This window comes from Duganella hordei, from assembly GCF_040369125.1.
GTDB lineage: Bacteria > Pseudomonadota > Gammaproteobacteria > Burkholderiales > Burkholderiaceae_D > Rugamonas > Rugamonas hordei.
The window spans coordinates 252,336-277,709 of the sequence record NZ_BPWI01000001.1 but is presented as its reverse complement, the minus strand read 5'-3'; the positions used below and the strand labels follow the sequence as shown (position 1 = coordinate 277,709).

Sequence of the window (25,374 nt, the reverse complement as noted above, 5' to 3'; positions counted from 1 at the left end):
GTTTATTGCGCCGCAGCGCGTACTCTAACAATTCGAAAAAAAAGCGAACTTCGGTCCGCTTTCCCACTTGCCTACTACTTCCATTATAGAGGGGAAAATGAATATCTTGCACCATCTGTTATAACTTTTAGGTTTTATTGCAACGCAACCAATTTTACAGACGAACAATCACAACATTTTCCCCGGTGCATCTAGTCTGCACGTACCTTCACATAACGGCCCGGCGCCGGCTCGATCGCCTTGTAGGTGGCGTTGCCTGGCTTGGCCTTGGCCTTGACATCCTTGCCGCCGTGATCGGCCAGGAATTTGGCCCATTCGGGCCACCAGCTGCCCTTGTTTTCAGTCGCGCCGGCGATCCATGCTTCGGCGTCCTGCGGCTTGGAGGCGGCGCGGCCCAGCGGCTTGTCGTTGGTCCAGTAGCTGCGCTTGTTCTTGACCGGCGAGTTGATCACGCCGGCGATGTGGCCGGAGGCGCCGAGGATGTAGCGGTTGGCCTTGGCCTTGCCTGGATTAAGAATATTCATGGAGCCGAAGGCCGACGTCCACGGCACGATATGGTCTTCGCGCGAGCCGTAGATGAAGGCCGGCGCGTCGATCTTGCTCAGGTCGACCTTCTGGCCGGCGACGGTCAGCTGACCGGTTTTCAGCTTGTTTTCCAGATAGGTGTTGCGCAGGTACCAGCAGAACATCGGGCCCGGCAGGTTGGTGCTGTCGGAATTCCAGTACAGCAGGTCGAACGGCGGCGGCTCGTTGCCCTTCAGGTAGTTCGACTGCACATAGTTCCACACCAGGTCGTTCGGACGCAGGCTGGAGAAGGTGCTGGCCAGGTCGCGTCCCGGCATCAGGCCGCCATCCTTCAGCTGCTGCTCGCGCATCGAGACCTGCGCCTCGTCGACAAACACGTCCAGCACGCCGGTGTCGCTGAAATCGAGGAAGGTGGTCAGCAAGGTCAGGCTGGAAGCGGGATTCTCGCCGCGCGCCGCCAGCACCGCCAGCGCGGTCGACACGATGGTGCCGCCGACGCAGAAGCCGAACAGGTTCATCTTGTCCTGGCCGGTGATGTCGCGCACCACGCCCACGGCCTCGATCACGCCCTTCTCGACGTAATCGTCCCAGGTGGTGCCGGCCAGCGACTTGTCCGGATTGCTCCACGAAATCATGAACACGGTATTACCCTGCTCCACCGCGTAGCGCACCAGCGAGTTTTCCGGCTGCAGGTCGAGGATGTAGAACTTGTTGATGCAAGGCGGCACCATCAACAGCGGGCGCTGGTGCACCATCTCCGTCGCCGGCTTGTACTGGATCAGCTGGAACAGCGGATTCTCGTAGACCACCGTACCCTCGGTCGTGGCCAGGTTGCGGCCGACCTCGAACGCCGATTCGTCCGACAGCGAGATGTGGCCCTTGTTCATGTCGGCCAGCATGTTGGCCATGCCCTTGGTCAGGCTCTCGCCCTTGGTTTCGATCAGCTTTTGCTGCGCTTCCGGATTGGTGGCCAGGAAGTTGGCCGGCGACATGGCGTCGACGATTTGCTGCACGGCAAAGCGGATTTTCTGCTTTTGCTGCGGCGTGGTTTCCACCGTGTCGACCATTGCCGTCAGGAATTTGGCGTTCAGCAGGTATGATGCGGCATTGAAGGACGACATCGGATTGCCCTGCCAGGCCGACGAGGTGAAGCGGCGGTCGCCCACTTCCGGCGTTTTACCGGCGAGAAAGTCTTGCCACAAACCGCCGAAATCCTGCAGGTACTGGTTCTTCAACTGCTCCATGGCCTCCGGTTTCACGGCGGCGCCTACGTCCTGCATCATGGCGGCCAGCGGGTTGGCGTCCGTGGTCGGCGCCATGTTGAACCAGGATTGCCACTGTCCGGGGTCGCTCATCTGCGACATCCAGGCGTTGGCAATGGCTTGAGGATCGGGCAAATTCATGTTTGTTTCCCTAAAAATAGTTAAATATCTTTACGTGGACTTCTCTATGCTGGTTTTTTTATGCTGATCGTTGCTGTAGCGTGGATTTACGTGGTCGGGCTGATGGCTCTGACGGAAACCAGTGTCGTTGCGGGAATTGTAACGTTTTTGTTCTATTGCGTGCTGCCGCTTGGCACATTGATTTATATTTCCGGCACCAAAGCCCGCCGTCGCAAGAGAGAGCTGGCCGCGCACGAGGCGCGCCAGGCGGCAAAACCGGCCGAAGGCGAAGACTAAGCCCGCGGCGGCACGAGTCATTTGATCCAGATCAATGCCGCTTGACGGCCCGTGACGCCATCCCGGCGGTAGGAATAGAAACGGCCGGAGTTGGAGACGGTGCAGAATTCGCCGCCGTACACTTTCGCCACGCCGGCCCGGTGCAGCAGATGGCGCGCCAGCGCGTACATGTCGGCCAGGTACTTGCCCGGCTTGCCTTCGATGGGCGAAAACGCCGCCTCCACGTGGCGCACGCTCGACTCGTCGAACGCCCCGCCGAGGAAGGCTTGCCTGACGTCCGGCCCCACCTCGAACTGATAGGCGCCGATTGCCGGTCCCATCCAGGCCATCAGCTCGCCGGCGCCGGCCGCGCGCATCGATTCCACGGTATTTTCCAGCACGCCGGACGCCAGGCCGCGCCAGCCCGCATGGGCCGCCGCCACGGTCTTGCCTTCGGCATCGCAAAACAGCACCGGCAGGCAATCGGCCGTCATGACGACGCACACCTTGCCCGGCGTGGAGGACAGGCTGGCGTCGGCCTCCGGCACCTCCTGCATCCGCACCTTGGCCGCGTCGACCACCGTCGTGCCGTGCACCTGCGACAGCCAGACCGGGTCGTCCGGCAGCATGGCGCGCAGGATCTGGCGGTTGCGGGCCACATTGTGCGGCTGGTCGCCGACGTGGGTACCCAGGTTCAGGCCGCCACCGCCCATGCCGTCGCCGTACGGCGCCGGGCTGACGCCGCCGCGCCGCGTGGTGGACAGCGCCCCCACATGGTCCGGCAAGCCCGGCCAGTGCGGGATCAGCCATTGTTGCTGCATCGTAGTCATCAAATCTGTTCCGGCTCCTCTATGCCCGCCCGCACCAACAGCGCGGCGAAGTCTTCGGCCAGCGGCACTTGCCACTCGCGTTGCTCGCCGGTGGCCGGATGGACCAGGCCCAGCCGGCGCGCCTGCAGCGCCTGGCGCGGGAAATAATCGGCCAGGTGTTGCTTGCCGTAGGTCGTATCCCCGACCAGCGGGAAGCCGATCGACATCATGTGCACGCGGATCTGGTGGGTGCGGCCAGTTTCCAGACGGCACTGCACCAGCGTCACGGGACGCCCCTCGCCCAGCTTGCCGCCGCCCAGCACCTGGTAATGCGTGATGGCGGGCTTCGAGCCCATGCCGGTCGAAACCGCCATTTTGATGCGGTCCTTCGGGTGGCGGCCCATCGACGAATCGATGGTACCGCTGATGCGCGGCATGCCCCACACGACTGCGTAGTATTCGCGCTTGACGGTGCGCGCGGCCAACTGGCGCACCAGGTCGGTCTGGGCCGGCAGCGTCTTGCCGACCACCATCAGGCCGCTGGTATCCTTGTCCAGCCGGTGCACGATGCCGGCGCGCGGCACGCCCGACAGCTGCGGGCAATGGTGCAGCAGGCCGTTGAGCATGGTGCCGGACCAGTTGCCGGCGCCCGGATGGACCACCATCCCGGCAGGTTTGTTGATGATGATCAGGTGCTCATCTTCATAAACGATGTTGAGTTCCATCGCTTCCGGCTTAAAAGCCTCGTCTTCCGGCGCCGGTTGGGGCAGAATGACGATCTTCTCGTCGCCGTACACGGTTTCCTTGGTGCTTTTGGCCGGTTTGCCGTCGACCGTGACGAAGCCGTCGGTGATCCACATTTGCAGCCGGCCGCGCGAAAATTGCGGGACCAGGCCGGAAATGACTTTATCGAGGCGCTGGCCGCAGAATTCCGGGGTCAGTTCCAGTTCGATCGGAGCCAGGCCGTCTTCATCGTCGCCGAAATCGCCGTCCTGCTCGACCAGCAGGACAGCCTCGGATTCGTGTTCGGAGGAAGATTCAGCCAAATTCGGCTTTGGAGTTAATATCACAGCATTCCTATCGGCTATAATCAGCCTTTGTAAAACTTTGGTTAAACAGCTTCTTGCAAAACATATGCAAAAAAAATTGAAAGTAGTCGCAGCAACGTTGGTTCTGCTCAGTTTGTCCGCTTGCGGTTTGTTCTCGGAGAAAATCGACGAGACTAAAGGTTGGAGCGCTACGAAATTATACTCGGAGGCGACCGAGGAATTGAACGGTCAGCACTACGAGCGCGCAATTCAGTTGTTCGAGAAGCTGGAATCGAGCTATCCGTTTGGTACCTACGCCCAGCAGGCGCAGATGGAAATCGCCTATGCCTACTACAAATCCCAGGACCAGGCCCAGGCGCTGGCGGCCGTGGAGCGCTTCATCAAGCTGCACCCGAACCATGCCAACGTGGACTATATGTACTACCTGCGCGGCCTGATCAACTTCAACGACCAGATCGGCTTCCTGAACTTCATCTACGAGCAGGACGCGACGGAACGCGACCCGAAAGCCACGCGCGAAGCCTACGCGGCCTTCAAGCAGCTGGTGGACAAGTTCCCGAACAGCAAGTATACCCCGGATTCGCTGGACCGCATGCGTTATCTGCTCAACGCGATGGCGTCGTACGAAGTGCACGTGGCGCGCTACTACTACCGTCGCGGCGCCTACCTGGCCGCGGCCAACCGCGCCATGGGCATCATGAACGACTACCGCGACTCGCCGGCGATCGAGGAAGCGCTGTTCATCATGATACGCAGCTACGACAAGCTGGGCATGACCGAACTGCGCGACGACACGATGCGCGTGTTCAAGCTGAACTACCCGAGCAGCAAGTTCCTCGACGAAGGCAAGAAAGCCGAGCGTCACTGGTGGAAACTCTGGAATTGATGTGAAAACCGGGACCCAGGTCCCGGTTTTTTATTATTTACACAGTTTTACGCCGCAGTTTATTCCGCTACTTTTCGGCGGAAAATCCAGGTGCTGTCGTCCGAATCCTTCTTGACGTAGGCATAGCCGTCGACGTTGAACTTCTTCAGCTTTTGCGGGTCGGTGATGCCCTTGACCGCCGCGAAGCGCGCCATCAGGCCGCGCGCCCGCTTGGCGTAGAAGGAAATGATCTTGTACTTGCCGTTTTTCCAGTCCTCGAACTGCGGCGTGATCACCGGCACGTCCAGCAGCTTGGGCTTGACCGACTTGAAGTATTCCTCGGACGCCAGGTTGACCAGCGTTTCGGCGCCCTGCTCCGCCGCCGTCTGGTTCAGCGCGCGGGTGATGGTCTCGCCCCAGAACGCGTACAAGTCCTTGCCGCGCGGGTTGCTCAGGCGGGTGCCCATTTCCAGCCGGTGCGGATGAATCAGGTCCAGCGGCCGCAGCATGCCGTACAGGCCGGACAGGATGCGGATGCGCGATTGCGCGTAAGCCAGCTGGGCCGGCTTGAGCGAGCGGGCGTCGAGTCCGCCGTAGACGTCGCCGTTGAAGGCCATCACGGCCTGGCGGCCTTCGGCGGTATCGTGGGTCCACGACGCGTAGCGGGCAACGTTGAGCGCCGACAGGTTGTCGGACAAGTCCATCAGTTCGCCGATCTGGGTCGGCGAAAACTCGCGCAGGCGGGCGATCAGCTGGGCGGAATGGTCGAGAAAGTCGGGTTGGGTGTGCAGCTTGGTGGTCGGAGGCGTCTCCAGGTCGAGACTTTTTGCAGGCGAAAGCACTATCAGCATAAGATTCCAGATAAACATATTTACAGAACTGCCCACATGATACCTGTTCCACCAAAAGTCATCGTCATCGACACCAATGTCTGCCTCGACCTGTTCGTCTTCAAGGACCCGCGCTGGGCCGGCCTGCTGGCGGCGCTGGAAAGCGGCGCGGTCGAGGCCGTCACGCGCTCGGACTGCCGCGACGAATACAACATCGTGCTGCACTACAAGCACTTGCCGCTGGACGACGATACCCGTCCGCTGGCGGCCGCCCGCTTCGACCAGCTGATCAAGGTGGTCGCGCCGGCCGAGTCCGGCGTGCGGCTGCCGGTCTGCACCGACAAGGACGACCAGAAGTTCCTCGAAGTGGCGCGCGACGCCCAGGCCGCCGTCCTCATCACCAAGGACAAGGCGCTGCTGAAACTGGCGCGGCGGCTGGCCAAAGCCGGCATGTTCAAGGTCATGGTGCCGGAAGCGTGGAGCCTTGAAGCTTAAGGTTTTTTTCGCAACACCAAACCCGGCGCGCTGAGCTAGAATAGGCTATCTGTCCACTACACAGCCGCCATGAACAGCCGCAACAATCTGCCGATTACACCCATCCTGACCAGCCGCCTGCCGGCTGTCGGGACCACTGTCTTCACCCGCATGTCCACCTTGGCCGCGCAAGCGAACGCCGTCAACCTGGGCCAGGGCTTCCCTGATTTTTCCTGCGAGCGCAGCCTGCTGCAAGCCGTCAACGACGCCATGCAGGCCGATTTCAACCAGTATCCGATGATGACCGGCGCGCCGGTGCTGCGCAACGCCATCGTCGCCAAGGTTGCCGCCATCTACGGCCACCAGTACGACGCCAACACCGACATCACCGTCACCGCCGGCGCCACGCAGGCGCTGACCACCGCCATCCTGTGCTGCGTGCACCCGGGCGACGAGGTGGTCGTCATCGAGCCGGTCTACGACAGCTACGTGCCGGCGATCACGCTGGCCGGCGGCGTGCCGGTGTCGGTCGAGATGGAGGTAAGCGAGCGCGGCTATGCCGTGCCGTGGGCCAAGGTCGCCGCCGCCGTCAACGGCAAGACGCGGCTGATCATCATCAACACCCCGCACAACCCGACCGGCAGCGTGCTGCGCGAAGCCGACATGCAGGCGCTGGCCGACATCGTGCGCGGCACCGACGTGCTGATCCTGTCGGACGAGGTGTACGAACACATGGTCTACGACGGCCAGCGGCACGAATCGGTGTGCCGCCATCCGGAACTGGCGGCGCGCGCGTTTGTCGTGTCGAGCTTCGGCAAGACCTACCACGTCACCGGCTGGAAGATCGGCTACGTGGCCGCGCCGGCCGGCATGACGGCCGAGTTCCGCAAGGTACACCAGTACAACGTGTTCAGCGTCAACACGCCCATGCAGCACGGCATCGCCAGCTACATGGCCGATCCCAGGCCCTACGTGGAACTGCCGGCGTTTTACCAGCGCAAGCGCGACCTGTTCCGCGACGGCCTGGCCAACACGCGCTTCGAATTGCTGCCGGCCGACGGCACCTATTTCCAGTGCGTGCGCTACGACAAAATTTCATCGCAAACGGAAGCGGAGTTTGCAGAGTGGCTGACCACTGAAATCAAGGTGGCGGCCATCCCGGTTTCGGCGTTTTACCAGCAAGGCAAGGAGTCCGGCATCGTGCGCTTCTGCTTTGCGAAGAAAGACGAGACCCTGGCGCTCGCGTTGGAGCGATTGGGCAAAGTTTAATTGTGGGGATAGTAATGATGGCCGATACCAACCAGGTCGAGGCACCGCCATCGGTGCTGCACTTGCTCAACCAGTCGAATCGCCGACTGGAACGCTTGCTGCAAAACCTGCGCAATGAACGCAACGCAGAGAGCGAACTGCGCGACATCGCCCGCGACGTGATCCAGGCGGTGGAGATCAATCCGGACATCGCGCTGGCCTGCATCTTCCTGTGCCAGATCGCCGGCAGCTACGCGGTGCGCCACTGCATCGAAACGGCGGTGGTGGTGGTGGTGCTGTCGCGCAGCCTGGACAAGAGTCCGGCCGACACGCTGACCGTGACGGCGGCCGCGCTGACGATGAACGTCGGCATGCTGCGCCACAACGAAGTCTTCCAGAACAAAAACACGCCGCTGAGCAGCGAGGAAATGGCGATCGTGCGCCGTCATCCGGAGGAAAGCGCGGACATGCTCAAGAGCGCCGGCATCGAGGATGCCGAGTGGATATCCTGCGTACTGCTGCACCATGAAAACGACGAAGGCAGCGGCTATCCGGCCGGCATCGCCAGTCCGGAAGTGACGCTGAACGCCAAGCTGCTGAGTCTGGCGGACCGTTACTGCGCGCAGGTATCGGCGCGCAATTACCGGCGCTCGATACTGCCGAACCTGGCGCTGCGCAACCTGATCGACGACAAGGCGGCGCCGGCCGATCCGACGTTGATCGAGCATTTCCAGCGCGAGCTGGGCGATTTCCCGCCGGGCAGCCTGGTGCGCTTGCAGAATGGCGAGATCGGCGTGGTCAGCCGGCGCGCGGGCGACTGCCTGCAAGTGCATTGCCTGCGCACGCCGTCGGGCGCCGCGCTGTCGCCGGCCGAGCTGCGCCGCACCGGCGACGCATCCTGCGCCATCACCGAAGCGCTGAGCGAAGACCAAGCCTCGATCCGCTTCAGCATGAAGCAAATCTGGGGCCTCCAGGCCAGCCTCTAAAACCCGGTAGATCCGGGGTCAGATCCGACATTCGGACACGAGCTCTGCCGTAGCTTCCGTTACGGCAGAGCTCGTGTCCGAATGTCGGATCTGACCCTAATGCCGTTAAGTTAAGAGCCGTCATTCCCGCGTAAGCGGGAATCCATGCTGAGCCTACAACCACGCGCCCTATGGATTCCCGCATGCGCGGGAATGACGACTCATCGGTTTGCGGTCAAAAACAGGCTTAACTTAACGGCATTAGGATCTGACCCCGGATCTGACCCCGGATCTATCTTGAGAGTTGCTCCAGCTTGCGGTCGATGAAGGCTTGCAGTTCGGGCGTCAGGCCGGCGGTGGCGCGGGCGCGCTTGAAGGCTTCGCGCGCTTCCGGCAGGTGCTGGTCGGCCTGCAGCGAAATGCCCAGCCCCATCCACCACACGCCGTTTTGCGGCGACAGCTTCAGCGCTTCACGATAATGATCCGCCGCTTCGGTGTGGCGCTGTTCGCGTTGCAGCACACCCGCCAGGAAGGCCTGGTATTCGGCGCTGCCGCCGGCGTATGGCAAGGTCTTCATCAGCGTGTCCAGCGCCGGGCCGCCTTTTTCCAGTTGCAATCGCGCCAGCACCATCGCCAGTCCTGGCTGGCGTGGATCGATGCCCAGTGCCAGTCTCAGCTGGCGCACGGCGTCGTCGCTGCGCCGGTTTTCCAGCAACAGGCTGATGTAGGTCTGGCGGGCGGCTTCGTTGCGCGGGTCGATGTCCAGCGCGCGCTCGAGGTCGGCCAGCGCGGCGTTGACGCGCCCTTCCTGCAGCGCCACCAGCGCGCGGCGGTAGGTGTTTTCCGCCATCTGCTGCGGACTGATATCGTGTGTGATGGTGCCCTCGTTGGCCGGCACCGCGGTGGATTTGGCGGCCTGGCGTGCGTCCCTGCGTTCCTTGGCGGTGGGCACAACGGCGCCCTGCTCGGCCGCCGCTTCGGCTTCGGCGGCGGCCACATGGCGCTTGGCCGGCGCGGCGGGTGCCGGCGCATTGCCGGCAAGCTCGGTTCGCGGCACAACGGCTGCCGGCGTCAAGTCGGCCGCCGCCGGTTTGATTTCGTCGGGCGACATGGCGGCTGGCGCGGCTGGTTGCGGTTGCGGTTGCGGTTGCACCGGGGACCGCTCGCTGCGCGCACCAGGCGGCACCGAATTATCGACCACCTTGGGCACCGGCCCCACTGGTATATGATGACTGATCCAGTACTGCCAGCCAAACCAGCCGCCGACCGCCAGCACCACCAGCGCCACTCCGCCACCGGCCAGCATCAGCGGATTGCGGTCGCGCTCGGCCAGCGGCACGGCCTTCAATTCCTGCTGCTGCAATGCGCTGTCCGCGCCGCCGCCGCGCGCGTCCAGGTCCTGCAGCATTTTATTGATCAGGCTCATTTGGTCAGCGCCCAGGTCAGGCCGCAGGCGGCAATCAGCAAGCTCAGGCCGCCTGCCAGCCAAGGCCAGCGCACACGCCTGCCGGCGGCGCCTATGGTGTCATTGGCCGCCAGGCTCACATGCCGGCTGGAAACTTGCTGCTTGCCTTCGCCGAAGCACAGCATCAATGCCTTGTTCGCCATGATGTTGACCAGCCGCGGTATGCCGCCGCTGGCCTTGTACAAGCGCGCGATCGCGCCGCGGCTGAACAAGCGGCTGCCGGTGTAGCCGGCCACGCGCAGGCGGTGCGCCAGGTAATAGTCCATGTCGTCGCGCGACAGCGGACCGAGGTGGTAATGGAAGGTGATGCGCTGCGCCAGCTGGCGGATCGAATTGGCTTGCAGGTGCTGGTTCAGTTCAGGCTGGCCGAACAGGATGATCTGCAACAGCTTGCGTTTTTCGGTTTCCAGATTGGTCAGCAGACGCAACGCTTCCAGGCTCTCCACCGGAATCGCCTGCGCCTCGTCCAGGCACAGCAACACCTGCTTGCCGTCGCGCGCCAGCTCCATCAGCCGGTGCGTGATCGACTTCAGCAACTGGTGCTGGTCGACATCACGCTCCAGCGGCACTTCCAGCTCGTCGGCCAGGGCCAGCATCAGCGTGCGCGGTTCGAGGTAGGGATTGGGGATGTAGGCCGTGACGAAATCCGGCCCCACCGTGGCGATGAATTTGCGGCACAGCAGCGTCTTGCCGGTGCCGACCTCGCCGGTGATCTTGATGAAGCCCTCGCCGCTCTTGGCCGCCACCAGCAGGGTATTCAACGCCTCCTGCGAATGCGGGCTGGTGAAGAAGAAGCTCGTGTCGGGCGTGATGCTGAACGGCGCCTCGCGCAAGCCGAAGTGTTTGCTGTACATATCAGTTGCGCTCCTTGGCACGGCGCGGATCCAGGTCCTTGATGCGGCGGCTGCTGTCGAGCAAGTCCTGGTTCCAGTCCGACGATGTCTCGACGATGGTCGGCTTGATCAGCACCACCAGCTCGCGCTTCTGCACCACATCACCGGTGCTGCGGAACAGCGCGCCGATCACGGGGATATCGCTGGCGCCCGGCACGCCGGAACGGTCCGACGTCGTGGCCTGGCGCATCAGGCCGCCGATCGCCACCACCTGGCCATCCTGGCCGCGCACCATGCTGTCCATTTCCGATGTCGACGAAGCCGCCAGCGGCAGGCTGAAGTTGCCCAGCGAGCCGAGATTCAGTCCCTTGTTGACGGTCGACACCTGGCTCACCGACGGATGCACGTGCAGGATGATATTGCCCTGGTCGTCGATCTGCGGCGTCACGTCCAGCACCACGCCGGAGAAGAAAGGCTGCAGGGTCACGGTCGGCGTGGTGACGCCGCCGCCGTTGCCGCTGGTGGTCGTGGTGGTGCTGACGCCGGTGACATAGAATTCATCGGTGCCGATCTTGAGCAGCGCCTTCTGGTTGTTCAAGGTCGCGATACGCGGGCTCGACAGCACATGCACGGTGCCCTGCCCTTCAAGGAAGGAAATCAGCGCGGCGAAATTGCTGGTCTGGAAGGCCAGGCCGAACAGCGAACCGACCGCATCGGCCGAGGCGCCCAGCGACGAACCGGTGGTGCCGTTGACGCCGGCCTTGCCCACGCTGCTCAACGCGCCGTGGCCCAGCGGCGTCAGCGTGGTGTCCGGCTGCAGCATGCCAGCCGAGAAGCGGTTGTTGCCGCCGGCGGCGAACTTGCCGAACGCCGCCCAGTTGACGCCGCTCTGGTAGTTGCTGTTCAACTCCACTTCGAGGATCTTCGCTTCCAGGATCACCTGGCGGTCCACCGACAGCTGGGTCGCCTTCAGGTACATGTCCACGTTGCGCAGCTCGTCCGGCATGGCGCGGATCAGGATCACGCCCGACTGCGGGCTTATGGTCACGCTGCGACCATCCTTGCCGGTCTCGATGATGGCGTCCAGCGCCGTCTTCAGTTCCAGCCAGAAATCGCTGGCCGAGGTGGTGGAGACATTGGCGGCATCGCGCTGCGACTGGTTGCCGCCCTGGCCGGGAGTACCGCCGTTGTTGCCGGAATTGTCGCCGCCACCGCCGCTGTTGTTGCCGCTGTTATTCCCGCCACCGCCACTGTTCTGGTTGCCGCTGTTGCTGGTGCCGGCATTGGCCACCGAGGTCGACGACACCCGCAGGCTGGACACGCCCTTGCGGATCGCCGTCAGGTAATTAACCTTGAACATCTTGGTCTGCATGGTCAGCGGACGGATGTAGATGCGCGTGCCCTCCACCTTGTAGTCGTAACCGTACAGCTCGCGCACCGCGTCCAGCGCCTCGAACAAGGTCACGTCCTTCAGGTTGGCGGTGATATTGCCCGACACCTCGGGATTGATCAGCATGTTGTAGCGCGTACCGGCCACGATGGAATTGAAGAACTGCTGCACCGGCACATTGTTGAACGACACATTGAACCGCTCCTCCAGCACCGCGCGCGCCTTCGGCAATTGTTCGGCCAGCTGCGACACCGGCGGCAGCAAGGCGCTGGAGACGGCGTCGCTCTGGGCGGCCGGGGCCGGCTTGGCGGCGGCTTGCTTCGCCATCTCGGCGTTGATCTTGTCGTAGGTATCGCGCGTGGGCGGCGTGGCACAGCCGTTCAGCAACAGCAGTGTCAGGGAGGCGATAGTCAATAATTTATGCATAGGGTTCTTAACGTTTGTGAGCGGCGTTTTTAGCGTCCGCTTCGACTTCAGGGAACAAGGTCAGCACCTGCTGCTCCCGTCCGTTTTTCAGTACCACCTGGTTCTTGCCGACCTTGATCAGGGTAGCGCCGTTGAATTTTCCGCCCAGCGGCACGGTCTGGCCGTCGATCACCGCCACCTGGCGCCCGCGCGTGCCGGTCAGCACCGATTGCAGCTGAGGCCCTTTGATGACGGCGGGCGCGGCATCGGGCCCGGTAGCCTGAAGGCGCAGCAACTCCGGCGGCGGCTGCGTCGGGTCGGCCATTGTTTGCGCCAGCGCGACACCAGACATCGCTGCGCAAGCACACAGCATCAGCAAGCGGCGGCTCATAGCTTCATCCATTTCGAATCCAGGCTCAGCGTGTAAAGGGTCAGCGTCAGGCGCGAGTTCGGGTACTGCTGGGCATCCAGGCTGGCCTTGCCCCAGAACAGCTGGACCGGCAGGCGTTCCAGCTCGTCCATGTAGTTGACCATGTCCAGGTAACTGCCCTGCAAAACGATCTCGACGCCATGGCGGTACAGCAGCTCTTGCGGCTTGGCCGGTGGCGCAGCCGGCGCGCCGGCGGCTGCCGGAGGCACAGTCGCGGCGGCAACCATCGCAGCGGCGGCGGCCGCGGACGTCGAGGCGGCGGCAACGGCAGGCTTGGCGGTGGTCGGCGCTTGCGCGGCTTGGACCGCTTCCGTCAGGCCGGTTGCCGGCAAGGTCTTCATCGACATCAGCCGCAGCTTGCCGTTGCCGCGCAACAGCTGCTCAAGCAGAGGCGCGATCTTTTCCGGCGCCACCAGGCCTTTTTGCATGGACAGCAAACCGGAACGGGTGTGTTCGATTTCCTGCCCCAGCGACTTCAGGCGCTCGCGCGCCGGCGTGTCCGGGTCCGTCGCATACGCCTGCGCCTTGACTGTGATCTCGGTGTCGATGCCCGCGATCTGGTTCTGCTGCTGCTTGATCTGCGCCTGCAATATCCGCTGCTTGACCAGCAAGGGCTCGAAGGTCATGGTATAGACCACGAACAGGATGGACGCCACGACCGCCAGGAACACCATGGCGCGCTCGCGCAGCGTCATCGCATCGAGCTTCGTGCTGAGTTTGAGCCACTGCTGGAGTAATCGCTGCTTCATTTGGTCGTCTCCGCAGCAGTCGACTGCAGGTTGAATTCAACGTAGGGCGACGGCGCGGCCACTTGCGCCACAGCGGAAGCCGCTGCCCCTGCTGCCGGCGCCGGAGCCGCTTGCGTCTCCGGACGCGAGATATCCAGGCTGGCAAAAGTCTTGCCATGCATGACGCGCTCGGCCGTCATGCGGGCGATGTAGTTCGGGATCAGCGTCGGCTGCAGGGCCCTGCCCCGCACGCCGATATCGTTACCGGCGCCGACGATGTGCACACCGGTCAACCACAGGCCACTGACGTTCTGGCGCGACAAGGCACGGAAGTATTCGGCATAGCCGGCCGTATTGCCCAGCGAACCGCCTTGCAGCACCGACTCGACGTCATGCAGCGATTTCAGTTCCGCTTCCGCCTGCGCCACTTCGGCGTCCAATGCCGCGCTCTTCTGGCGCGGCGCGAATTGCACGGTGGCGCGGCCCAGCCGTTGCTCGCGGTCCGCCACTAAGATTTTGCCGGCGGCGGCGCTGCGCTCCAGTTCAGCCACGCGCTGACCGGCAAACCAGGTCAGCAGCAGCACGCCAGCCACGATCACGCCCAGCGCCTCGGCCATCGGCAATGCCGTGAAAATCTTCTTCTGCTTGAGGAAGATCGGATTGAACAGGTTGATCTGCTGGCTCACAGCACTACCTCCTCGTGCCGCAGGGCCGCGCCCAGCGTCATGAAGAAACGCCGCTGCTGCTCGACGTCCTGCAGCGCCGGCACCTTGCTCAGATCAAACACATCCTCCAGGCCCATGGCCTCGACCGGCATGTACAGGTTGGCCGCCAGGTATTCGTGCAGGCCCGGCGCGCCGATCGGCGCCAGCAGCAGCTTGATCACGTTCACGTAATGGAACTGGCGGTCGAAGTGGTCCAACGAGCGCTGCAATTCCAGCGTGATCTTGTCGAAGCAATGTTGCTGTTTGTCGGTGTCCGGTTCCAGCAACTGCTCGATGGTGACATCGATACGACGCGACAGATACAGTTCGCCTTTGAAGGTAATCGTCAGCAGGCCGCCCTCGCCATCGAAAGACAGCATGGCCAGTCCGCGTCCTTCGACTTCCAGCAGCGCCGAGATATTCCGCTGCGCCATTTCCGGAATGTCGATGACGGTCAATGCCAGGTTGGCCTCGGCGAACAAGGTTTGGCGCGACTGGATCAGCGCGTTGCGCGCGGCGATCGCAAACATCGAATGGCCGCGCGAGGCATTGCTGGTGTCGACCGGAATATCGAGCACGTCGATGGTAGCGTCGTCGACGTGGAAGTCGAGCATATCCTTCAAGCGCCAGCGCACCGCCGTTTTCAATTCCTCCTGCGGCACATTGGGCGCATCGACCGTCAGCATCTGGTATTCGCCGCCGTTGAGCACGGTGCCGCAGCGGTAGCTGGAGACTTTCAATTCCTTGTTCAGACGCTCCAGCGCCTCCGGCGAGAAGCTGGTGTCGGATGGATAGAACGCCGTCAACTCGACCACCGCCTTGGCGTCGCGCACGCGCTGCACGCGGCCCGCGCAGACGCCGTCCCTTAGAAAAGTGACCGTGAGCCATCCATCCGTTTTTTTAGCTCTTTTAAAGAAACTCATGCCGGCGATCTAATTGGTTATCAGCACGCGAAGTTTGCGTGCTAGATGATTGATTATATTCAAGTTGCCCCCGTTTTCCTGCCCAGAATTGCAACAATGCTGCAAAAATACACACATTTCCACATGGCTTGCGGCTTTATAGCTGCGCGGTGATCACGCGCTGCACATAATCGGCCCCCGGCGTCGGATTCGGACAAGCGCCGCCAGCCGGCTGATTGCACGCCGTTGCCGTGATGCGGAAGTGTCCTGCGGTTGGATCAGTTGCCGCCCCTCCAGCCCATGCAGCAGCGGGCGCCGTACAAGTCACGGTCACGGTAAAGGCGGATAAGCTCGTGCCGCTGGGCATGCCAAAGCTGTAGCTGGCCCCGCTTGCGCATCCCAGATTGGCCGACGGTGTGCCAGCTCCGTTCTGCAGCGCTTGGTACAACGCCCATTCAATACCTGCCTTGGCTGACTGGTAAGCACGAGCGCCCTGCACATCTTGCACTGAACTAGCTTGCTGCGATGTCGTCAGCGACACGACAGCCACCGCCAGTCCGGCCAACACCACCAGCAGGAAGATTGCCGTCACCAAGGCCACGCCAGCGGATTTGCGCAGGGTCGGATAGATCATGGCGTATTGTCCACGTGTACTTGATCTGCCAGCGTCAGCGTTTCAAGATTGTTTGCGGCGCCACCTTGGTTGGAACGCGCCAATGCGATGGTCAAGCCGACCAGGCCGCTGCGCTGGTTGGCGGGCTGGGACACGCTGAAGTCGCAAGCCAGCACATTGTTGGCCATCATGGCAGATTGCAAACCAGAATAGAGTGGATTGCCGACCAGGGTGGCGGGATCGGTCTGCGCCGGAAGGAAGCTGTAATTCCAGTAACGCGTCAACGTCCCCTGTCCGCTCGCATTGTTCTGGCAACGAAACGTAACTGGCTGGCGCGCCAACTGGAATCGATGACCGGGAGAAGCATTCGGCACGCGACCAGCTGCGGCGGGCACTGCAAACGGGTTGATAGCCGGCGTAGACGGATTGATATTTTTTATCGTAACTGTAGTACCGCCCGTGGTCGCGTCTATCGCCGTCGTATCGACTAGCGCCATGTTGGTGCCGGCGTAAGCGTCGGCGTCTTGGAAGCCGGGCCCAAGGTTATAGACCACGACGTAATCGCCCGACCTGATAGCATACGGTGCGGCCGGTACCGGCCCGGAGATGCTGAATGTCAGCGCAGATGTGCTGGTAAAACTGAGCGGAGCGGCGGTGAGCGAACCGCCGCTAACATTATCCTCCACCGCAACATACTGGCCACCCGCATATGTCGGAATGAATTCCAGCAGCGAGACGCCGCCCGACACCGTGACGCGTATGCTGTTCGGCAAGGCCGAATGAAGTTCGCGCGACATGCGGCGCAATGCCAGGTCTGCGGTGTCGCTCATGTCCGCCCGGCCGGCGGCGTCGGCGTAATTCTTCACAGGCTGACGAATGAACAGCACCATGATGCCCGACAGTATGCCGGTAATAACCATCACAACGATGGCCTCCACCAGCGTGAAGCCGCGCTGGCGAGTGCGGAAGCGATGGGTGACGATCTTCATGGCATGTAATTCGGGGCGTAGCGAGTACGGTAGCCGTCCAGTTCGATGAAGTCGTTCGGGCCGGTTCCGTAGGTGGTCCTGATGGTGATACGCAGCACTCGCATCGCATCGTTGGAACTAACGTCGGAGCTGATGACACGTCCTGCCGGCCCCAGCCCGGGCACGTAGTCCAGCGCCACCGTCGTCATGATGCCGCTCATCGAGCTGTTGCCCAGAGTGCCGGCCGACGCATCCTGGCCCAGCGGACGGCCGTTAATGTCGGTATCCACGCCGCCGACCGCGAAGCTGCGTTGAGCCACATTAGTGGCAGTCACATAGTCGTTGACGTTATCGAAGGGACGGACATTGCCGGTCTCCGGTCCGATGGCTTCCGGTTGGCTGCAGTGTGCGGCATCGGCGACGGTACTGGCGTTGTCGTCGGCCGGATCGCAAAAGGTAAAGCGGGCCAGTTGCACTTCTTCCATATACGATTCAGCGATCAACATCGCCTGCTTGCGACGGGCCGGATCGGTGCTGGCTGTGACACCAATATTGAGCACACGCAGAATGCCTGCAGCAGCCACACCCATGATGACGATGAACAGCACCAGTTCGATGACGCTCAAGCCACGTTGGCGATGAAGGCGTCTAGTGAACATAACCGGTTTCCGCCTCGATCGTGACGCTGAAGCCGGTACTGCCGCTGGTAAACGTGATCGGCATGGCGGTGGCGAAGGTGGACGCAGCACCCACGGCATCGCCATTGTTGTGTGGACGCCCCATAGCATCGAAGAAGAAAAATGCGCCGCCAGCGAACTCGTTACGAGCGGGAACGGCGGCAGCGGCTACGTTGCCGGGCCTGCCCACGCACGCCCAGTTCGCGACATAAACGCCGTTGAAGACACAATAGGTTCTCGTCACGCTGGTGCCGCTATTGCCACCGCCGGGATCGGGTACCAAGCTTCCTGCCGGGCAACCCAAGGTAAAGCACAGCGCAAACCCGGCTGGTTCCGATCGCACGAAAACCTCGCGATTCTGTGCGATGGCCAACTTCTGGGCATAGCGAAAAAGGATCTTGGCCTGATCAGCGTATACCCGGCTCTCGAAAAATTGATTATCGAAAAACCGGGATGCACCGATCGCACCCAGTATCCCCATTAGCATGATCACCGTGATCAATTCGATCATGGTGAAACCGGCACATATCCGGCGCCAGCGTACGGATCGCAAGGACATGAGCGAGAATCAGGGTTCGCCCCGTATCAGCAACCGGCAGCTGTAGCGGTAAGGGTTACGACCGGCGTGCCATTGGCCGCCGCAGGCTCGGCGTAATTCACGAAGCACGACACCGCCCTCGTGGTGTTGACGATACTGTTAGGTACGATGGAAATGCTCCCGGCCGCCGCAGCTGGTACCGTGGTTGTTCCGGTAGTGCCGGCTGGATAAACAGTGTAGTCGGCATTGGTGATCCCCGCCGCGATTGCGAAGTTTGCGTTGGCTTGAGGGTAACCGGAAACGATTGGGGTCGTGAAGGTGATCGGTGTACCTTCAAATTGCACGTTCGCCAAGGTCGGATTGATCAGCCACTGGCCATGCGCAGTGGCTGCAGTGGATGTCAGCGCGCCCCTTACCGCATTCATAGAGGCAAGACGGGCGTCACCGCCCAGATTGGCAAATCTAGGCAAGGCGGTCGCCGCCAAGATGCCGAGAATCACGATCACAACGATCAATTCGATCAGGGTGAAACCCGACTGTGCCTGTTTGCGAATTGTGTACATTGCTTGCTTGTTCATTACTTTCTCCAAATCGTCCAAAAGGTAAGTCTGCGCGAGTTGCGCTAATCCGTGACTTGCTCAAAGGCCACACCGAGGGTATCTGGTGTGCCTGACGGCTTGGCGGGGCTATGGGGCAAGCGAAGCAATTTTACCTTGAATTTCAAACGTTTCAATTGAGCACCTCCAAAAGAATTTCTGATATTTAACAAATAAACCAGAGTCTTGTTGCTCCGGTCGAAATACCAATTTCCTTCGGAGATTTCGCCATCTCGCGGGTTAAAATATTCGCCGGCATAATTGGCGGGCTTATCAATTAACAAATTTAACGGATTTTGTTCGGCCAAAATCGTTAAATCCACGCTGCGCCCGGGCAATTTTCCTTGCATCACCTTAATTTCTAAGGCGGCACGTACATTGGCCACCGTTAGTTGAACTGACGTTCGCTCCGCTTCATCTTGGTAATACCATATCCGCTGGAGCAAAATTGTCATCAAAATACCAATGACCGCGACGGCGACGCCAAACTCAAGCAAGCTGGCGCCCCGTTGTTTCGCAGTCACAAATGTAGATAAAAAGACCACGGCCGTCCTTGTTTGGGCGATTTAATGGTGCAAGGCGGCCTTGCCCAGGTCCCAGATCGGCAGGAAGATGCCCAGCGCCAGCACCAGCACCATGATGCCGAGGAAGGTGATCAGGATAGGTTCGATCTGCGCCGACAAGGTCTTCAGCTCGTAGTCGACCTCGCGCTCGTACATCAGCGCGATCTCGTCCATCAGGTCGTCGATCGAGCCGCTCTCCTCGCCCACCGCGATCATCTGCAGCACCACCGGCGTGAACACGCCGGCGGCGGCGGCCGTGCGCAGGATGCTGTCGCCCCGTTCCACCCCGTCGCGCATCTGCTCGACGCGGGCGCACAGGTAGGAATTGTCCACCGTCTGCGACACCACCGTCAGCGCCTGCACAATGGGCACGCCGCTGCGGCTGGACAGCGCGAAGCTGCGCGCGAAGCGCGCCATCGTGGCCTTCAGCACGATCTTGCCGGCGACCGGGATGCTCAGCTTGAACTTGTCCCACTTATATAAGCCTGCGGCAGTGCCGACCCAAGCGCGGAAGCCCCAGAAGGCGCCAGCCGCCGCCACCGCCATCACCGGCCAGTAGCGCACCGTAAAATTGGAGGTGCCGATCAGGATGCGCGTCATCAGCGGCAGCTCCGCATGAAAACTGGCAAACACGCCGACAAACGCCGGAATCACGAACATGTTCACCACCACCATCGCCGCCACCATGGCGAACACGACAAAGGTCGGATAGCGGGTCGCCGACTTGACGCGCTGGCGCATGTCGCGGTCGAACTCCAGGTGGTCGAACAGGCGCAGGAACACTTCCTCCAGCTGGCCGGTCATCTCCCCCACCCGCACCATCGACAGATAAAACGGCGAAAACACGGCCGGATGGCGGCGCATCGCGGCCGACAGTTCGCGGCCCGAATCGAGCGATTCACGCAAATCCTTGATGACCTTGCCGAACGACTTGCTGACCGCCGATTCCTGCAGGCCGGCCAGGCCGCGCATGATGGGCACGCCGGACTTGAGCAGGGTGTACAACTGGCGGCTGAACAGCTGCACGTCCATCGACGTGACTTTTTTCTCGAACAGCTTGACCCACCATGCCTCGTCGTTACCGGTCACAGCCTTCTTGGTCACCACGATCTCGATCGGCGTCACGCCGGTGTTGAACAGCTGGTCGGCGACGGCGCCGCTGTCGGCTGCCTCCAGCACGCCCTGCATCAGCTCGCCGCGCGCGTTGCGGCCCTTGTAGGCGAAAAACGGCACGTCAATCCTCGATCTGGTTGCTGATGCGCATCGCTTCCGACACCGTAGTGCGGCCCTGGATCACCAGTTGCACCGCATGCCGGCGCAGCGTTTCGCCGGCCATCTCGGCCGCCGCCACCTTCAGGAAGTGGGCCGGATCGGGATCGTTGGCGGCGTCGACCACGGCGCGCGTCATTTCCAGCAGTTCATAGACACCGGTCCGGCCGCGATAGCCCATGCCGTTGCAATACGAACAACCCTTGCCGTGGAAATAGCGCGCCTTGTCGACCTTGTCGTTGAGCTCCATGCTCAGCCATTCGCGCTCGGTCGGCGTCAGCTCGTACGGCGTGGTGCAGCTTTCGCAGATCACCCGCACCAGGCGCTGCGCCAGCACCGCCTGCAGCGAACTGCCGACCATGTAGCGCGGCACGCCCATGTCCATCAACCGCAGCGGCGTGCTGCGGGCGTCGTTGGTGTGCAAGGTCGACAGCACCAGGTGACCGGTCATGGCGGCGCGCAGGCCGATTTGCGCGGTTTCCTGGTCGCGCATCTCGCCGACCAGCACGATGTCCGGGTCTTGCCGCAGCGCGGAACGCAGCACGCGCGCGAAGTTCAGTTCGATCTTGTCGTTGACCTGCACCTGGTTGATGCCGGGCAGCCGGTATTCGACCGGGTCCTCGACGGTGATCAGTTTCTTTTCCACCGAATTGAGCTCCGCCAGCGCGCAATACAAGGTGGTGGTCTTGCCGCTGCCGGTCGGCCCGGTCACCAGCACCAGCCCGTTCGGCCGCTGGACGATGGCGCGGAACTTGTCCAGGATGCCGCGCGGCATGCCGATCGCGTCCAGCCGCAGCTGGGTGGAACCCTGGCTCAGCAGACGCATGACCACCGACTCGCCGAACTGGGTCGGCATGGTGGAAATACGCACGTCGATGCGCTGGTTCTTGACCCGCACGGCGAACCGGCCGTCCTGCGGCAGCCGTTTTTCCGAGATGTCGAGGTCGGACATCAGCTTCAGCCGCAGCGCCAGCGTCGGGGCGATCTTGATGTCGGCCTCGGTCTGCAGGTGCAGCACGCCGTCGATGCGGAAGCGGATCTGCAGCCGGCCTTCCTGCGGCTCGATGTGGATGTCCGAGGCGCGCACCTGGGTGGCGTCGTCGAACACCGATTGCAGCAGCTTGACGATGGGCGCTTCTTCCAGATTCGGATTGCCGGCCGCCAGCGCGCCGAAATCGACCGAGACGTCGCCGATATCCTGTTCCAGCTCGCGCGCCAGGTCGGAAATGTCGTCGGTGCGGCGGTAAATCCGGTCGATGACGCCCAGCACCTCGGTCTCGTTGACCACCGCCAGCTCGATCGGCTGCTTGACGATGCGGGTGATCTCGTCATAAGCGAACAGGTCGGTCGGGTCGGACATGCCGACCAGCAGCGAGCCGCGCCGGTCTTCCAGCACCAGCGCGCGGAAGCGCCGGGCCTGGGTTTCCGGCAGCAGCCGCACCACCTCGGGATTGACGTTGAAGAACTTCAGGTTCAGGTAAGGAATGTTGAGCTGGCGCGCCAGCGCGCCGGCGATCTGTTCCTCGGTAACATAGCCGTTTTCGATGAACACCCGGCCCAGCTTGCGCCCGCTGCGCTTTTGCTCGGCCAGCGCCAAGCCCAGCTGTTCCTCCGACAGCAGCTTTTGCTGCACCAGGATTTCCCCCAGACGGACCTTCTCCGGCCTTGCCATACCCGCTCCCTGTTTCTGTGCCACACGTCAATTGTTCGCCATTCTAGTGGAGAATGCCACGCTTGCGAGCGGCATCGCGCCCCGGGTGTAGCTTTCTGCGCACGAATGCGCTAATCGTCGGCCTGCCGTACAACGACAGGCGACTTCCGAGGTGTAACAACGCGAAAGCTGTTTATTTGCCGAAATTGCTTGACAATCATTACCGGCGAGCCCAAAGTGATATCACTTTGATGTCACTTACCTGAGGAGCAATCGAACATGAATGGTGCACACACTCGCCGCGAAATGGCGTTCTCATCGACGAATGGCTACCTGGCCGCCTGTGCCGGGGTTGGCTTGCTGCTGGTCGCGGCGCTTCTGGTTAAAACCGGGGTGGGGAATGCCGACGGTTATTCCTTTTTATTGGGCGGGGTGCTGATGGTGCTGGCCGGAATATTCTGCCTGACCGGCCTGTTCATGCTGCAGCCGAATGAAAGCGCGATCCTCACCCTGTTCGGCAAATACATCGGCACCGACCGCAGCGAAGGCCTGCGCTGGGCGTTCCCCCTCTACGTCAAGCGCCGGCTGTCGCTGCGCGCGCGAAATTTCAACGCGCCCACGCTCAAGGTCAACGACAAGCGCGGCAACCCGGTGGAGATCAGCGCGGCCGTCGTCTGGCGCGTGCGCGACACCGCCCAAGCCGTCTTTGAAGTGGACGATTTCGAGCGCTATGTCTCGATCCAGGCCGAAGCCGCGCTGCGTCATCTCGCCTCGCAATACGCGTACGACGAGGCCGAGGACCTGCCCGAGGGTGAAACCACGCTGCGCGGCGGCATGGATGTGGTCGCCGACGCCCTCAAGTGCGAGCTGCAGGCGCGATTCGAGGCGGCCGGCGTCGAGGTGCTGGACGCCAAGCTCACCCACCTGGCCTATGCCCCCGAGATTGCCCAGGTCATGCTGCGACGCCAGCAGGCCGAGGCGATCATCAGCGCCCGCGCCAAGATCGTGCACGGCGCCGTGAGCATGGTGGAGAATGCGCTGAACGGGCTGTCGGAGCGCGGCATCGTCGAGCTCGACGACGAGCGCAAGGCGGCCATGGTCAGCAACTTGCTGGTGGTGCTGTGTTCGGACAAGGAAACCCAGCCCATCATCAACACGGGCACCCTCTATAACTAGCGGCCGAACAGCATGGCGAGTCCCGGTAAAAAAGCCTATCCCTTGCGGATAGACCCCGCGCTGTGGGAAGAGCTGCAGCGCCTGGCCGCGCGTGACTTGCGCAGCGTGAATGCGGAAATAGAATTCCTGCTGAGAGAGGGGCTCGCCCGGCGCGGCGTGAAGACTAAAGAGGACAAGGAAAAAACCGCCGGCGAGGACGGCGAGTAGCGCAGCGCAATAACATACAACTCGTCACAATACGTCACAGCGGAGACATGCGCCGGATACTTGACCGGCGCAAGCTGGACGGTGTTTTCCACCAACGGCACCGTCTCCGCCTTCATGACCACCCTGCTCACCTCCCGCCTGCAACTGGTTCCGCTTGCGGACCAGCACCTCGAAGGCTTGCACGCCATCAACGGCGATCCCGCCGTCATGGCCTACATCGGCGACGGCGCGCCGCTGTCGCTGCCGCAAAGCCAGCTGATGATCGCCACCGTGCAGCAGCGCTGGGCCGAACACGGCATGTCGTGGTGGGCGCTGCTGCGCCGCGACGACGGCGCCATGGTCGGCGCCGCCGCGCTGCAGCCGCTCGAGGCGCGTACCGGGGGCGTGCCGGAAATCGGCTGGCGGCTGCGGCGCAGTTGCTGGGGCCTCGGCTACGCCACGGAAGCGGCGCAGGCCGCCGTCGAGCACGCGCGCCTGGGCGGCGAACGACGGCTGATGGCGGTCGCCTACCCGCGCAACCTGGCCTCGATCGCGGTCATGCGCCGCCTCGGCATGCTCTATCGCGGTATCGAAACCCACTACAACACCCCCTGTGCTACCTTTGAACTCGACCTGCAAAAATAAAAGCACGCACGTACTTTTATTCGACTAGAATAGCGCATACTCACAACGCGGGAGACAGCATGTTCGAGGAATTCATCGGTACCAAGGCGGTGTCGGCGCGCCACCAGTTCGACGTGGCGGCGCTGGACGCGTATCTGCGCCGGCATGTGGAAGGCTATCCGGCCGGCGAATTGACGGTCGAGCAGTTCAAGGGCGGCCAGTCGAATCCGACCTTCAAGCTCAGCATCGGCGGCCAGCACTACGTCTTGCGCACCAAGCCGGCGCCGGCCGCCAAGCTGCTGCCGTCGGCGCACGCCATCGAGCGCGAGTACCGCGTGATGGACGCGCTGAGCAAGAACGGCTTCCCCGCCGCGCGCCAGTACGCGCTGTGCACCGACGAGGGTATCATCGGCCGCGCCTTCTACGTGATGGAATTCGTCGAGGGCCGGGTGCTGTGGGACCAGGCCCTGCCCGGCATGACGCCGGCCGAGCGCGCCGCCATCTACGATGAACTGAACCGCGTGATCGCCCAGCTGCACACGGTCGACTACGCGGCCATCGGCCTGGCCGACTACGGCAAGCCGGGCAACTACTTCGCGCGCCAGATCGAGCGCTGGAGCAAGCAGTACCTGGCCTCGCAGACCGAGACCATCGCCGCCATGGACCAGCTGATCGCCTGGCTGCCAGACAACATCCCGCCGGGCGAGGACGTATCCATCGTCCACGGCGACTTCCGCCTCGACAATATGCTGTTCCATCCGACCGAGCCGCGCATCCTGGCCGTGCTGGACTGGGAGCTGTCGACCCTGGGCCACCCGTTCGCCGACTTCTCCTACCACTGCATGAGCTGGCATATCGAGCCGGGCCAGTTCCGCGGCATCGCCGGGCTGGACCTGCAGGCGCTGGGCATCCCCACGCAGCAGCAATACATCGCCCGCTACGCCGAGCGCACCGGCAAGACCATCCGCCTGGAAGACTTCAATTTCTACCTGGCGTTCAATATGTTCCGCTTGGCAAGTATCATGCAAGGCATCATGAAGCGCTACGTCGACGGCACCGCCGCCAGCGCCCAGGCGCTGGAATCGGGCAGGATGGCGCGGCCGATGGCCGAACTGGGCTGGGCCTACGCCTGCGGCAAGCCGATCTGAGACTTGTGGCGGCGGCGCGCCGTCATGGACAAATCGCTTTCTGAAACCGCCGCCCTCGGCTACTATCGTGCTGCCAGTCCCATGC

Annotated in this window: 28 protein-coding genes; 9 read left to right on the top strand and 19 right to left on the bottom strand. The window is 62.4% G+C overall.

What is annotated here, in order from left to right; genetic code table 11:
- Positions 1 to 191 precede the first annotated feature (191 nt).
- On the bottom strand, positions 192 to 1,928 hold the full coding sequence (gene phaC, locus ABWW33_RS01160) for a class I poly(R)-hydroxyalkanoic acid synthase (protein WP_176650379.1): 1,737 nt from the start codon (positions 1,926 to 1,928) through the stop codon (positions 192 to 194).
- Between the two features lie 60 nt (positions 1,929 to 1,988).
- Here phaC and ABWW33_RS01155 point away from each other — a divergent pair, with 60 nt between their 5' ends.
- Positions 1,989 to 2,204 carry a hypothetical protein gene (locus ABWW33_RS01155; protein ID WP_353397965.1) on the top strand — a complete coding sequence of 72 codons (216 nt, stop codon included), beginning with the start codon at positions 1,989 to 1,991 and terminating at the stop codon, positions 2,202 to 2,204.
- 17 nt (positions 2,205 to 2,221) lie between these two features.
- Here the strand turns inward: ABWW33_RS01155 and pgeF are convergent, their stop codons facing one another.
- Positions 2,222 to 3,013, bottom strand: coding sequence for a peptidoglycan editing factor PgeF (gene pgeF / locus ABWW33_RS01150; protein WP_353397962.1), 792 nt, complete (start codon positions 3,011 to 3,013; stop codon positions 2,222 to 2,224).
- Positions 3,013 to 4,038, bottom strand: coding sequence for an RluA family pseudouridine synthase (locus ABWW33_RS01145; RefSeq protein WP_218087696.1), 1,026 nt, complete (start codon positions 4,036 to 4,038; stop codon positions 3,013 to 3,015). The genes pgeF and ABWW33_RS01145 overlap by 1 nt, the downstream gene beginning before the upstream one ends.
- 88 nt (positions 4,039 to 4,126) lie before the next feature.
- Here ABWW33_RS01145 and ABWW33_RS01140 point away from each other — a divergent pair, with 88 nt between their 5' ends.
- Positions 4,127 to 4,927: an outer membrane protein assembly factor BamD gene (locus ABWW33_RS01140; protein ID WP_176650375.1), complete on the top strand. Its 801-nt coding sequence runs from the start codon at positions 4,127 to 4,129 to the stop codon at positions 4,925 to 4,927.
- A 59-nt stretch (positions 4,928 to 4,986) separates the two neighbouring features.
- Here ABWW33_RS01140 and yaaA read toward each other — a convergent pair whose 3' ends face one another.
- Positions 4,987 to 5,757, bottom strand: coding sequence for a peroxide stress protein YaaA (gene yaaA / locus ABWW33_RS01135; RefSeq protein WP_353397959.1), 771 nt, complete (start codon positions 5,755 to 5,757; stop codon positions 4,987 to 4,989).
- A gap of 36 nt (positions 5,758 to 5,793) precedes the next feature.
- On the opposite strand from yaaA, the gene ABWW33_RS01130 reads away from it, so the two are divergent.
- From ABWW33_RS01130 to ABWW33_RS01120, 3 genes are all read left to right on the top strand, one after another.
- Positions 5,794 to 6,231 carry a putative toxin-antitoxin system toxin component, PIN family gene (locus tag ABWW33_RS01130; protein WP_353397956.1) on the top strand — a complete coding sequence of 146 codons (438 nt, stop codon included), beginning with the start codon at positions 5,794 to 5,796 and terminating at the stop codon, positions 6,229 to 6,231.
- A 69-nt stretch (positions 6,232 to 6,300) separates the two neighbouring features.
- Positions 6,301 to 7,479 (top strand): pyridoxal phosphate-dependent aminotransferase, encoded by a 1,179-nt coding sequence (locus ABWW33_RS01125; RefSeq protein ID WP_353397953.1) that lies wholly within the window; start codon positions 6,301 to 6,303, stop codon positions 7,477 to 7,479.
- A 14-nt stretch (positions 7,480 to 7,493) separates the two neighbouring features.
- The gene (locus ABWW33_RS01120) at positions 7,494 to 8,444 is read left to right on the top strand and encodes an HD-GYP domain-containing protein (protein WP_353397950.1); all 951 of its coding nucleotides are present in this window, start codon (positions 7,494 to 7,496) and stop codon (positions 8,442 to 8,444) included.
- Between the two features lie 271 nt (positions 8,445 to 8,715).
- Here the strand turns inward: ABWW33_RS01120 and ABWW33_RS01115 are convergent, their stop codons facing one another.
- The 15 genes from ABWW33_RS01115 to ABWW33_RS01045 form a co-directional block, all read right to left on the bottom strand.
- Positions 8,716 to 9,849, bottom strand: a complete 1,134-nt coding sequence (locus ABWW33_RS01115) for a tetratricopeptide repeat protein (protein WP_353397947.1) — start codon at positions 9,847 to 9,849, stop codon at positions 8,716 to 8,718.
- Entirely contained in the window at positions 9,846 to 10,742 is an 897-nt protein-coding gene (locus ABWW33_RS01110) for an ExeA family protein (RefSeq protein ID WP_353397944.1), read from the bottom strand. Before ABWW33_RS01110 ends, ABWW33_RS01115 begins: the two co-directional genes overlap by 4 nt.
- 1 nt (position 10,743) lies before the next feature.
- A complete protein-coding gene (gene mshL / locus ABWW33_RS01105; RefSeq protein ID WP_353397942.1) occupies positions 10,744 to 12,537 on the bottom strand; it encodes a pilus (MSHA type) biogenesis protein MshL in 1,794 nt (597 codons plus the stop codon).
- Positions 12,538 to 12,544: 7 nt separating this feature from the next.
- Positions 12,545 to 12,907 (bottom strand): hypothetical protein, encoded by a 363-nt coding sequence (locus ABWW33_RS01100; protein ID WP_353397939.1) that lies wholly within the window; start codon positions 12,905 to 12,907, stop codon positions 12,545 to 12,547.
- Positions 12,904 to 13,695, bottom strand: coding sequence for a hypothetical protein (locus tag ABWW33_RS01095; RefSeq protein ID WP_353397936.1), 792 nt, complete (start codon positions 13,693 to 13,695; stop codon positions 12,904 to 12,906). The genes ABWW33_RS01100 and ABWW33_RS01095 overlap by 4 nt, the downstream gene beginning before the upstream one ends.
- Positions 13,692 to 14,360 carry a hypothetical protein gene (locus tag ABWW33_RS01090; RefSeq protein ID WP_353397934.1) on the bottom strand — a complete coding sequence of 223 codons (669 nt, stop codon included), beginning with the start codon at positions 14,358 to 14,360 and terminating at the stop codon, positions 13,692 to 13,694. Before ABWW33_RS01090 ends, ABWW33_RS01095 begins: the two co-directional genes overlap by 4 nt.
- Complete coding sequence (locus ABWW33_RS01085) at positions 14,357 to 15,301, bottom strand: agglutinin biogenesis protein MshI (protein WP_353397931.1); 945 nt, start codon at positions 15,299 to 15,301, stop codon at positions 14,357 to 14,359. The genes ABWW33_RS01090 and ABWW33_RS01085 overlap by 4 nt, the downstream gene beginning before the upstream one ends.
- 136 nt (positions 15,302 to 15,437) lie before the next feature.
- Positions 15,438 to 15,914 (bottom strand): pilus assembly PilX family protein, encoded by a 477-nt coding sequence (locus tag ABWW33_RS01080; protein ID WP_353397928.1) that lies wholly within the window; start codon positions 15,912 to 15,914, stop codon positions 15,438 to 15,440.
- Entirely contained in the window at positions 15,911 to 16,882 is a 972-nt protein-coding gene (locus ABWW33_RS01075; protein ID WP_353397925.1) for a type II secretion system protein, read from the bottom strand. Before ABWW33_RS01075 ends, ABWW33_RS01080 begins: the two co-directional genes overlap by 4 nt.
- Positions 16,879 to 17,487, bottom strand: a complete 609-nt coding sequence (locus tag ABWW33_RS01070; RefSeq protein ID WP_353397922.1) for a type IV pilus modification PilV family protein — start codon at positions 17,485 to 17,487, stop codon at positions 16,879 to 16,881. The genes ABWW33_RS01075 and ABWW33_RS01070 overlap by 4 nt, the downstream gene beginning before the upstream one ends.
- Before the next feature lie 22 nt (positions 17,488 to 17,509).
- Complete coding sequence (locus ABWW33_RS01065) at positions 17,510 to 18,097, bottom strand: pilus assembly FimT family protein (RefSeq protein ID WP_353397919.1); 588 nt, start codon at positions 18,095 to 18,097, stop codon at positions 17,510 to 17,512.
- Positions 18,098 to 18,123: 26 nt separating this feature from the next.
- On the bottom strand, positions 18,124 to 18,654 hold the full coding sequence (locus ABWW33_RS01060; protein ID WP_353397917.1) for a prepilin-type N-terminal cleavage/methylation domain-containing protein: 531 nt from the start codon (positions 18,652 to 18,654) through the stop codon (positions 18,124 to 18,126).
- A 44-nt stretch (positions 18,655 to 18,698) separates the two neighbouring features.
- The gene (locus tag ABWW33_RS01055) at positions 18,699 to 19,217 is read right to left on the bottom strand and encodes a type II secretion system protein (protein WP_353397914.1); all 519 of its coding nucleotides are present in this window, start codon (positions 19,215 to 19,217) and stop codon (positions 18,699 to 18,701) included.
- 21 nt (positions 19,218 to 19,238) lie between these two features.
- The gene (locus ABWW33_RS01050; protein ID WP_176650360.1) at positions 19,239 to 20,468 is read right to left on the bottom strand and encodes a type II secretion system F family protein; all 1,230 of its coding nucleotides are present in this window, start codon (positions 20,466 to 20,468) and stop codon (positions 19,239 to 19,241) included.
- A 1-nt stretch (position 20,469) separates the two neighbouring features.
- Entirely contained in the window at positions 20,470 to 22,176 is a 1,707-nt protein-coding gene (locus ABWW33_RS01045; RefSeq protein WP_353397911.1) for a GspE/PulE family protein, read from the bottom strand.
- Between the two features lie 258 nt (positions 22,177 to 22,434).
- On the opposite strand from ABWW33_RS01045, the gene ABWW33_RS01040 reads away from it, so the two are divergent.
- Genes ABWW33_RS01040 through ABWW33_RS01025 form a run of 4 tightly spaced genes read left to right on the top strand, consistent with a single transcriptional unit; the run spans position 22,435 to position 25,289 of the window.
- The gene (locus ABWW33_RS01040) at positions 22,435 to 23,331 is read left to right on the top strand and encodes an SPFH domain-containing protein (RefSeq protein WP_176650348.1); all 897 of its coding nucleotides are present in this window, start codon (positions 22,435 to 22,437) and stop codon (positions 23,329 to 23,331) included.
- 12 nt (positions 23,332 to 23,343) lie between these two features.
- A complete protein-coding gene (locus tag ABWW33_RS01035) occupies positions 23,344 to 23,538 on the top strand; it encodes a type II toxin-antitoxin system antitoxin (RefSeq protein WP_176650347.1) in 195 nt (64 codons plus the stop codon).
- Positions 23,539 to 23,598: 60 nt separating this feature from the next.
- A complete protein-coding gene (locus ABWW33_RS01030) occupies positions 23,599 to 24,162 on the top strand; it encodes a GNAT family N-acetyltransferase (RefSeq protein ID WP_353397904.1) in 564 nt (187 codons plus the stop codon).
- A gap of 59 nt (positions 24,163 to 24,221) precedes the next feature.
- Complete coding sequence (locus ABWW33_RS01025) at positions 24,222 to 25,289, top strand: phosphotransferase (protein WP_176650346.1); 1,068 nt, start codon at positions 24,222 to 24,224, stop codon at positions 25,287 to 25,289.
- Positions 25,290 to 25,374: the final 85 nt, after the last annotated feature.

Coding starts and splice junctions, on each gene's coding strand:
- ABWW33_RS01140 (WP_176650375.1), top strand. CDS start 4,127: ATGCAAAAAAAATTGAAAGTAGTCGCAGCAACGTTGGTTCTGCTCAGT.
- ABWW33_RS01085 (WP_353397931.1), bottom strand. CDS start 15,301: ATGAGTTTCTTTAAAAGAGCTAAAAAAACGGATGGATGGCTCACGGTC.
- ABWW33_RS01125 (WP_353397953.1), top strand. CDS start 6,301: ATGAACAGCCGCAACAATCTGCCGATTACACCCATCCTGACCAGCCGC.
- ABWW33_RS01095 (WP_353397936.1), bottom strand. CDS start 13,695: ATGAAGCAGCGATTACTCCAGCAGTGGCTCAAACTCAGCACGAAGCTC.
- ABWW33_RS01035 (WP_176650347.1), top strand. CDS start 23,344: ATGGCGAGTCCCGGTAAAAAAGCCTATCCCTTGCGGATAGACCCCGCG.
- ABWW33_RS01065 (WP_353397919.1), bottom strand. CDS start 18,097: ATGTCCTTGCGATCCGTACGCTGGCGCCGGATATGTGCCGGTTTCACC.
- ABWW33_RS01110 (WP_353397944.1), bottom strand. CDS start 10,742: ATGTACAGCAAACACTTCGGCTTGCGCGAGGCGCCGTTCAGCATCACG.
- phaC (WP_176650379.1), bottom strand. CDS start 1,928: ATGAATTTGCCCGATCCTCAAGCCATTGCCAACGCCTGGATGTCGCAG.
- ABWW33_RS01045 (WP_353397911.1), bottom strand. CDS start 22,176: ATGGCAAGGCCGGAGAAGGTCCGTCTGGGGGAAATCCTGGTGCAGCAA.
- ABWW33_RS01100 (WP_353397939.1), bottom strand. CDS start 12,907: ATGAGCCGCCGCTTGCTGATGCTGTGTGCTTGCGCAGCGATGTCTGGT.
- ABWW33_RS01120 (WP_353397950.1), top strand. CDS start 7,494: ATGATGGCCGATACCAACCAGGTCGAGGCACCGCCATCGGTGCTGCAC.
- mshL (WP_353397942.1), bottom strand. CDS start 12,537: ATGCATAAATTATTGACTATCGCCTCCCTGACACTGCTGTTGCTGAAC.
- ABWW33_RS01040 (WP_176650348.1), top strand. CDS start 22,435: ATGAATGGTGCACACACTCGCCGCGAAATGGCGTTCTCATCGACGAAT.
- ABWW33_RS01155 (WP_353397965.1), top strand. CDS start 1,989: ATGCTGATCGTTGCTGTAGCGTGGATTTACGTGGTCGGGCTGATGGCT.
- ABWW33_RS01075 (WP_353397925.1), bottom strand. CDS start 16,882: ATGAAGATCGTCACCCATCGCTTCCGCACTCGCCAGCGCGGCTTCACG.
- pgeF (WP_353397962.1), bottom strand. CDS start 3,013: ATGACTACGATGCAGCAACAATGGCTGATCCCGCACTGGCCGGGCTTG.
- ABWW33_RS01130 (WP_353397956.1), top strand. CDS start 5,794: ATGATACCTGTTCCACCAAAAGTCATCGTCATCGACACCAATGTCTGC.
- ABWW33_RS01060 (WP_353397917.1), bottom strand. CDS start 18,654: ATGAACAAGCAAGCAATGTACACAATTCGCAAACAGGCACAGTCGGGT.
- yaaA (WP_353397959.1), bottom strand. CDS start 5,757: ATGCTGATAGTGCTTTCGCCTGCAAAAAGTCTCGACCTGGAGACGCCT.
- ABWW33_RS01025 (WP_176650346.1), top strand. CDS start 24,222: ATGTTCGAGGAATTCATCGGTACCAAGGCGGTGTCGGCGCGCCACCAG.
- ABWW33_RS01115 (WP_353397947.1), bottom strand. CDS start 9,849: ATGAGCCTGATCAATAAAATGCTGCAGGACCTGGACGCGCGCGGCGGC.
- ABWW33_RS01080 (WP_353397928.1), bottom strand. CDS start 15,914: ATGATCTATCCGACCCTGCGCAAATCCGCTGGCGTGGCCTTGGTGACG.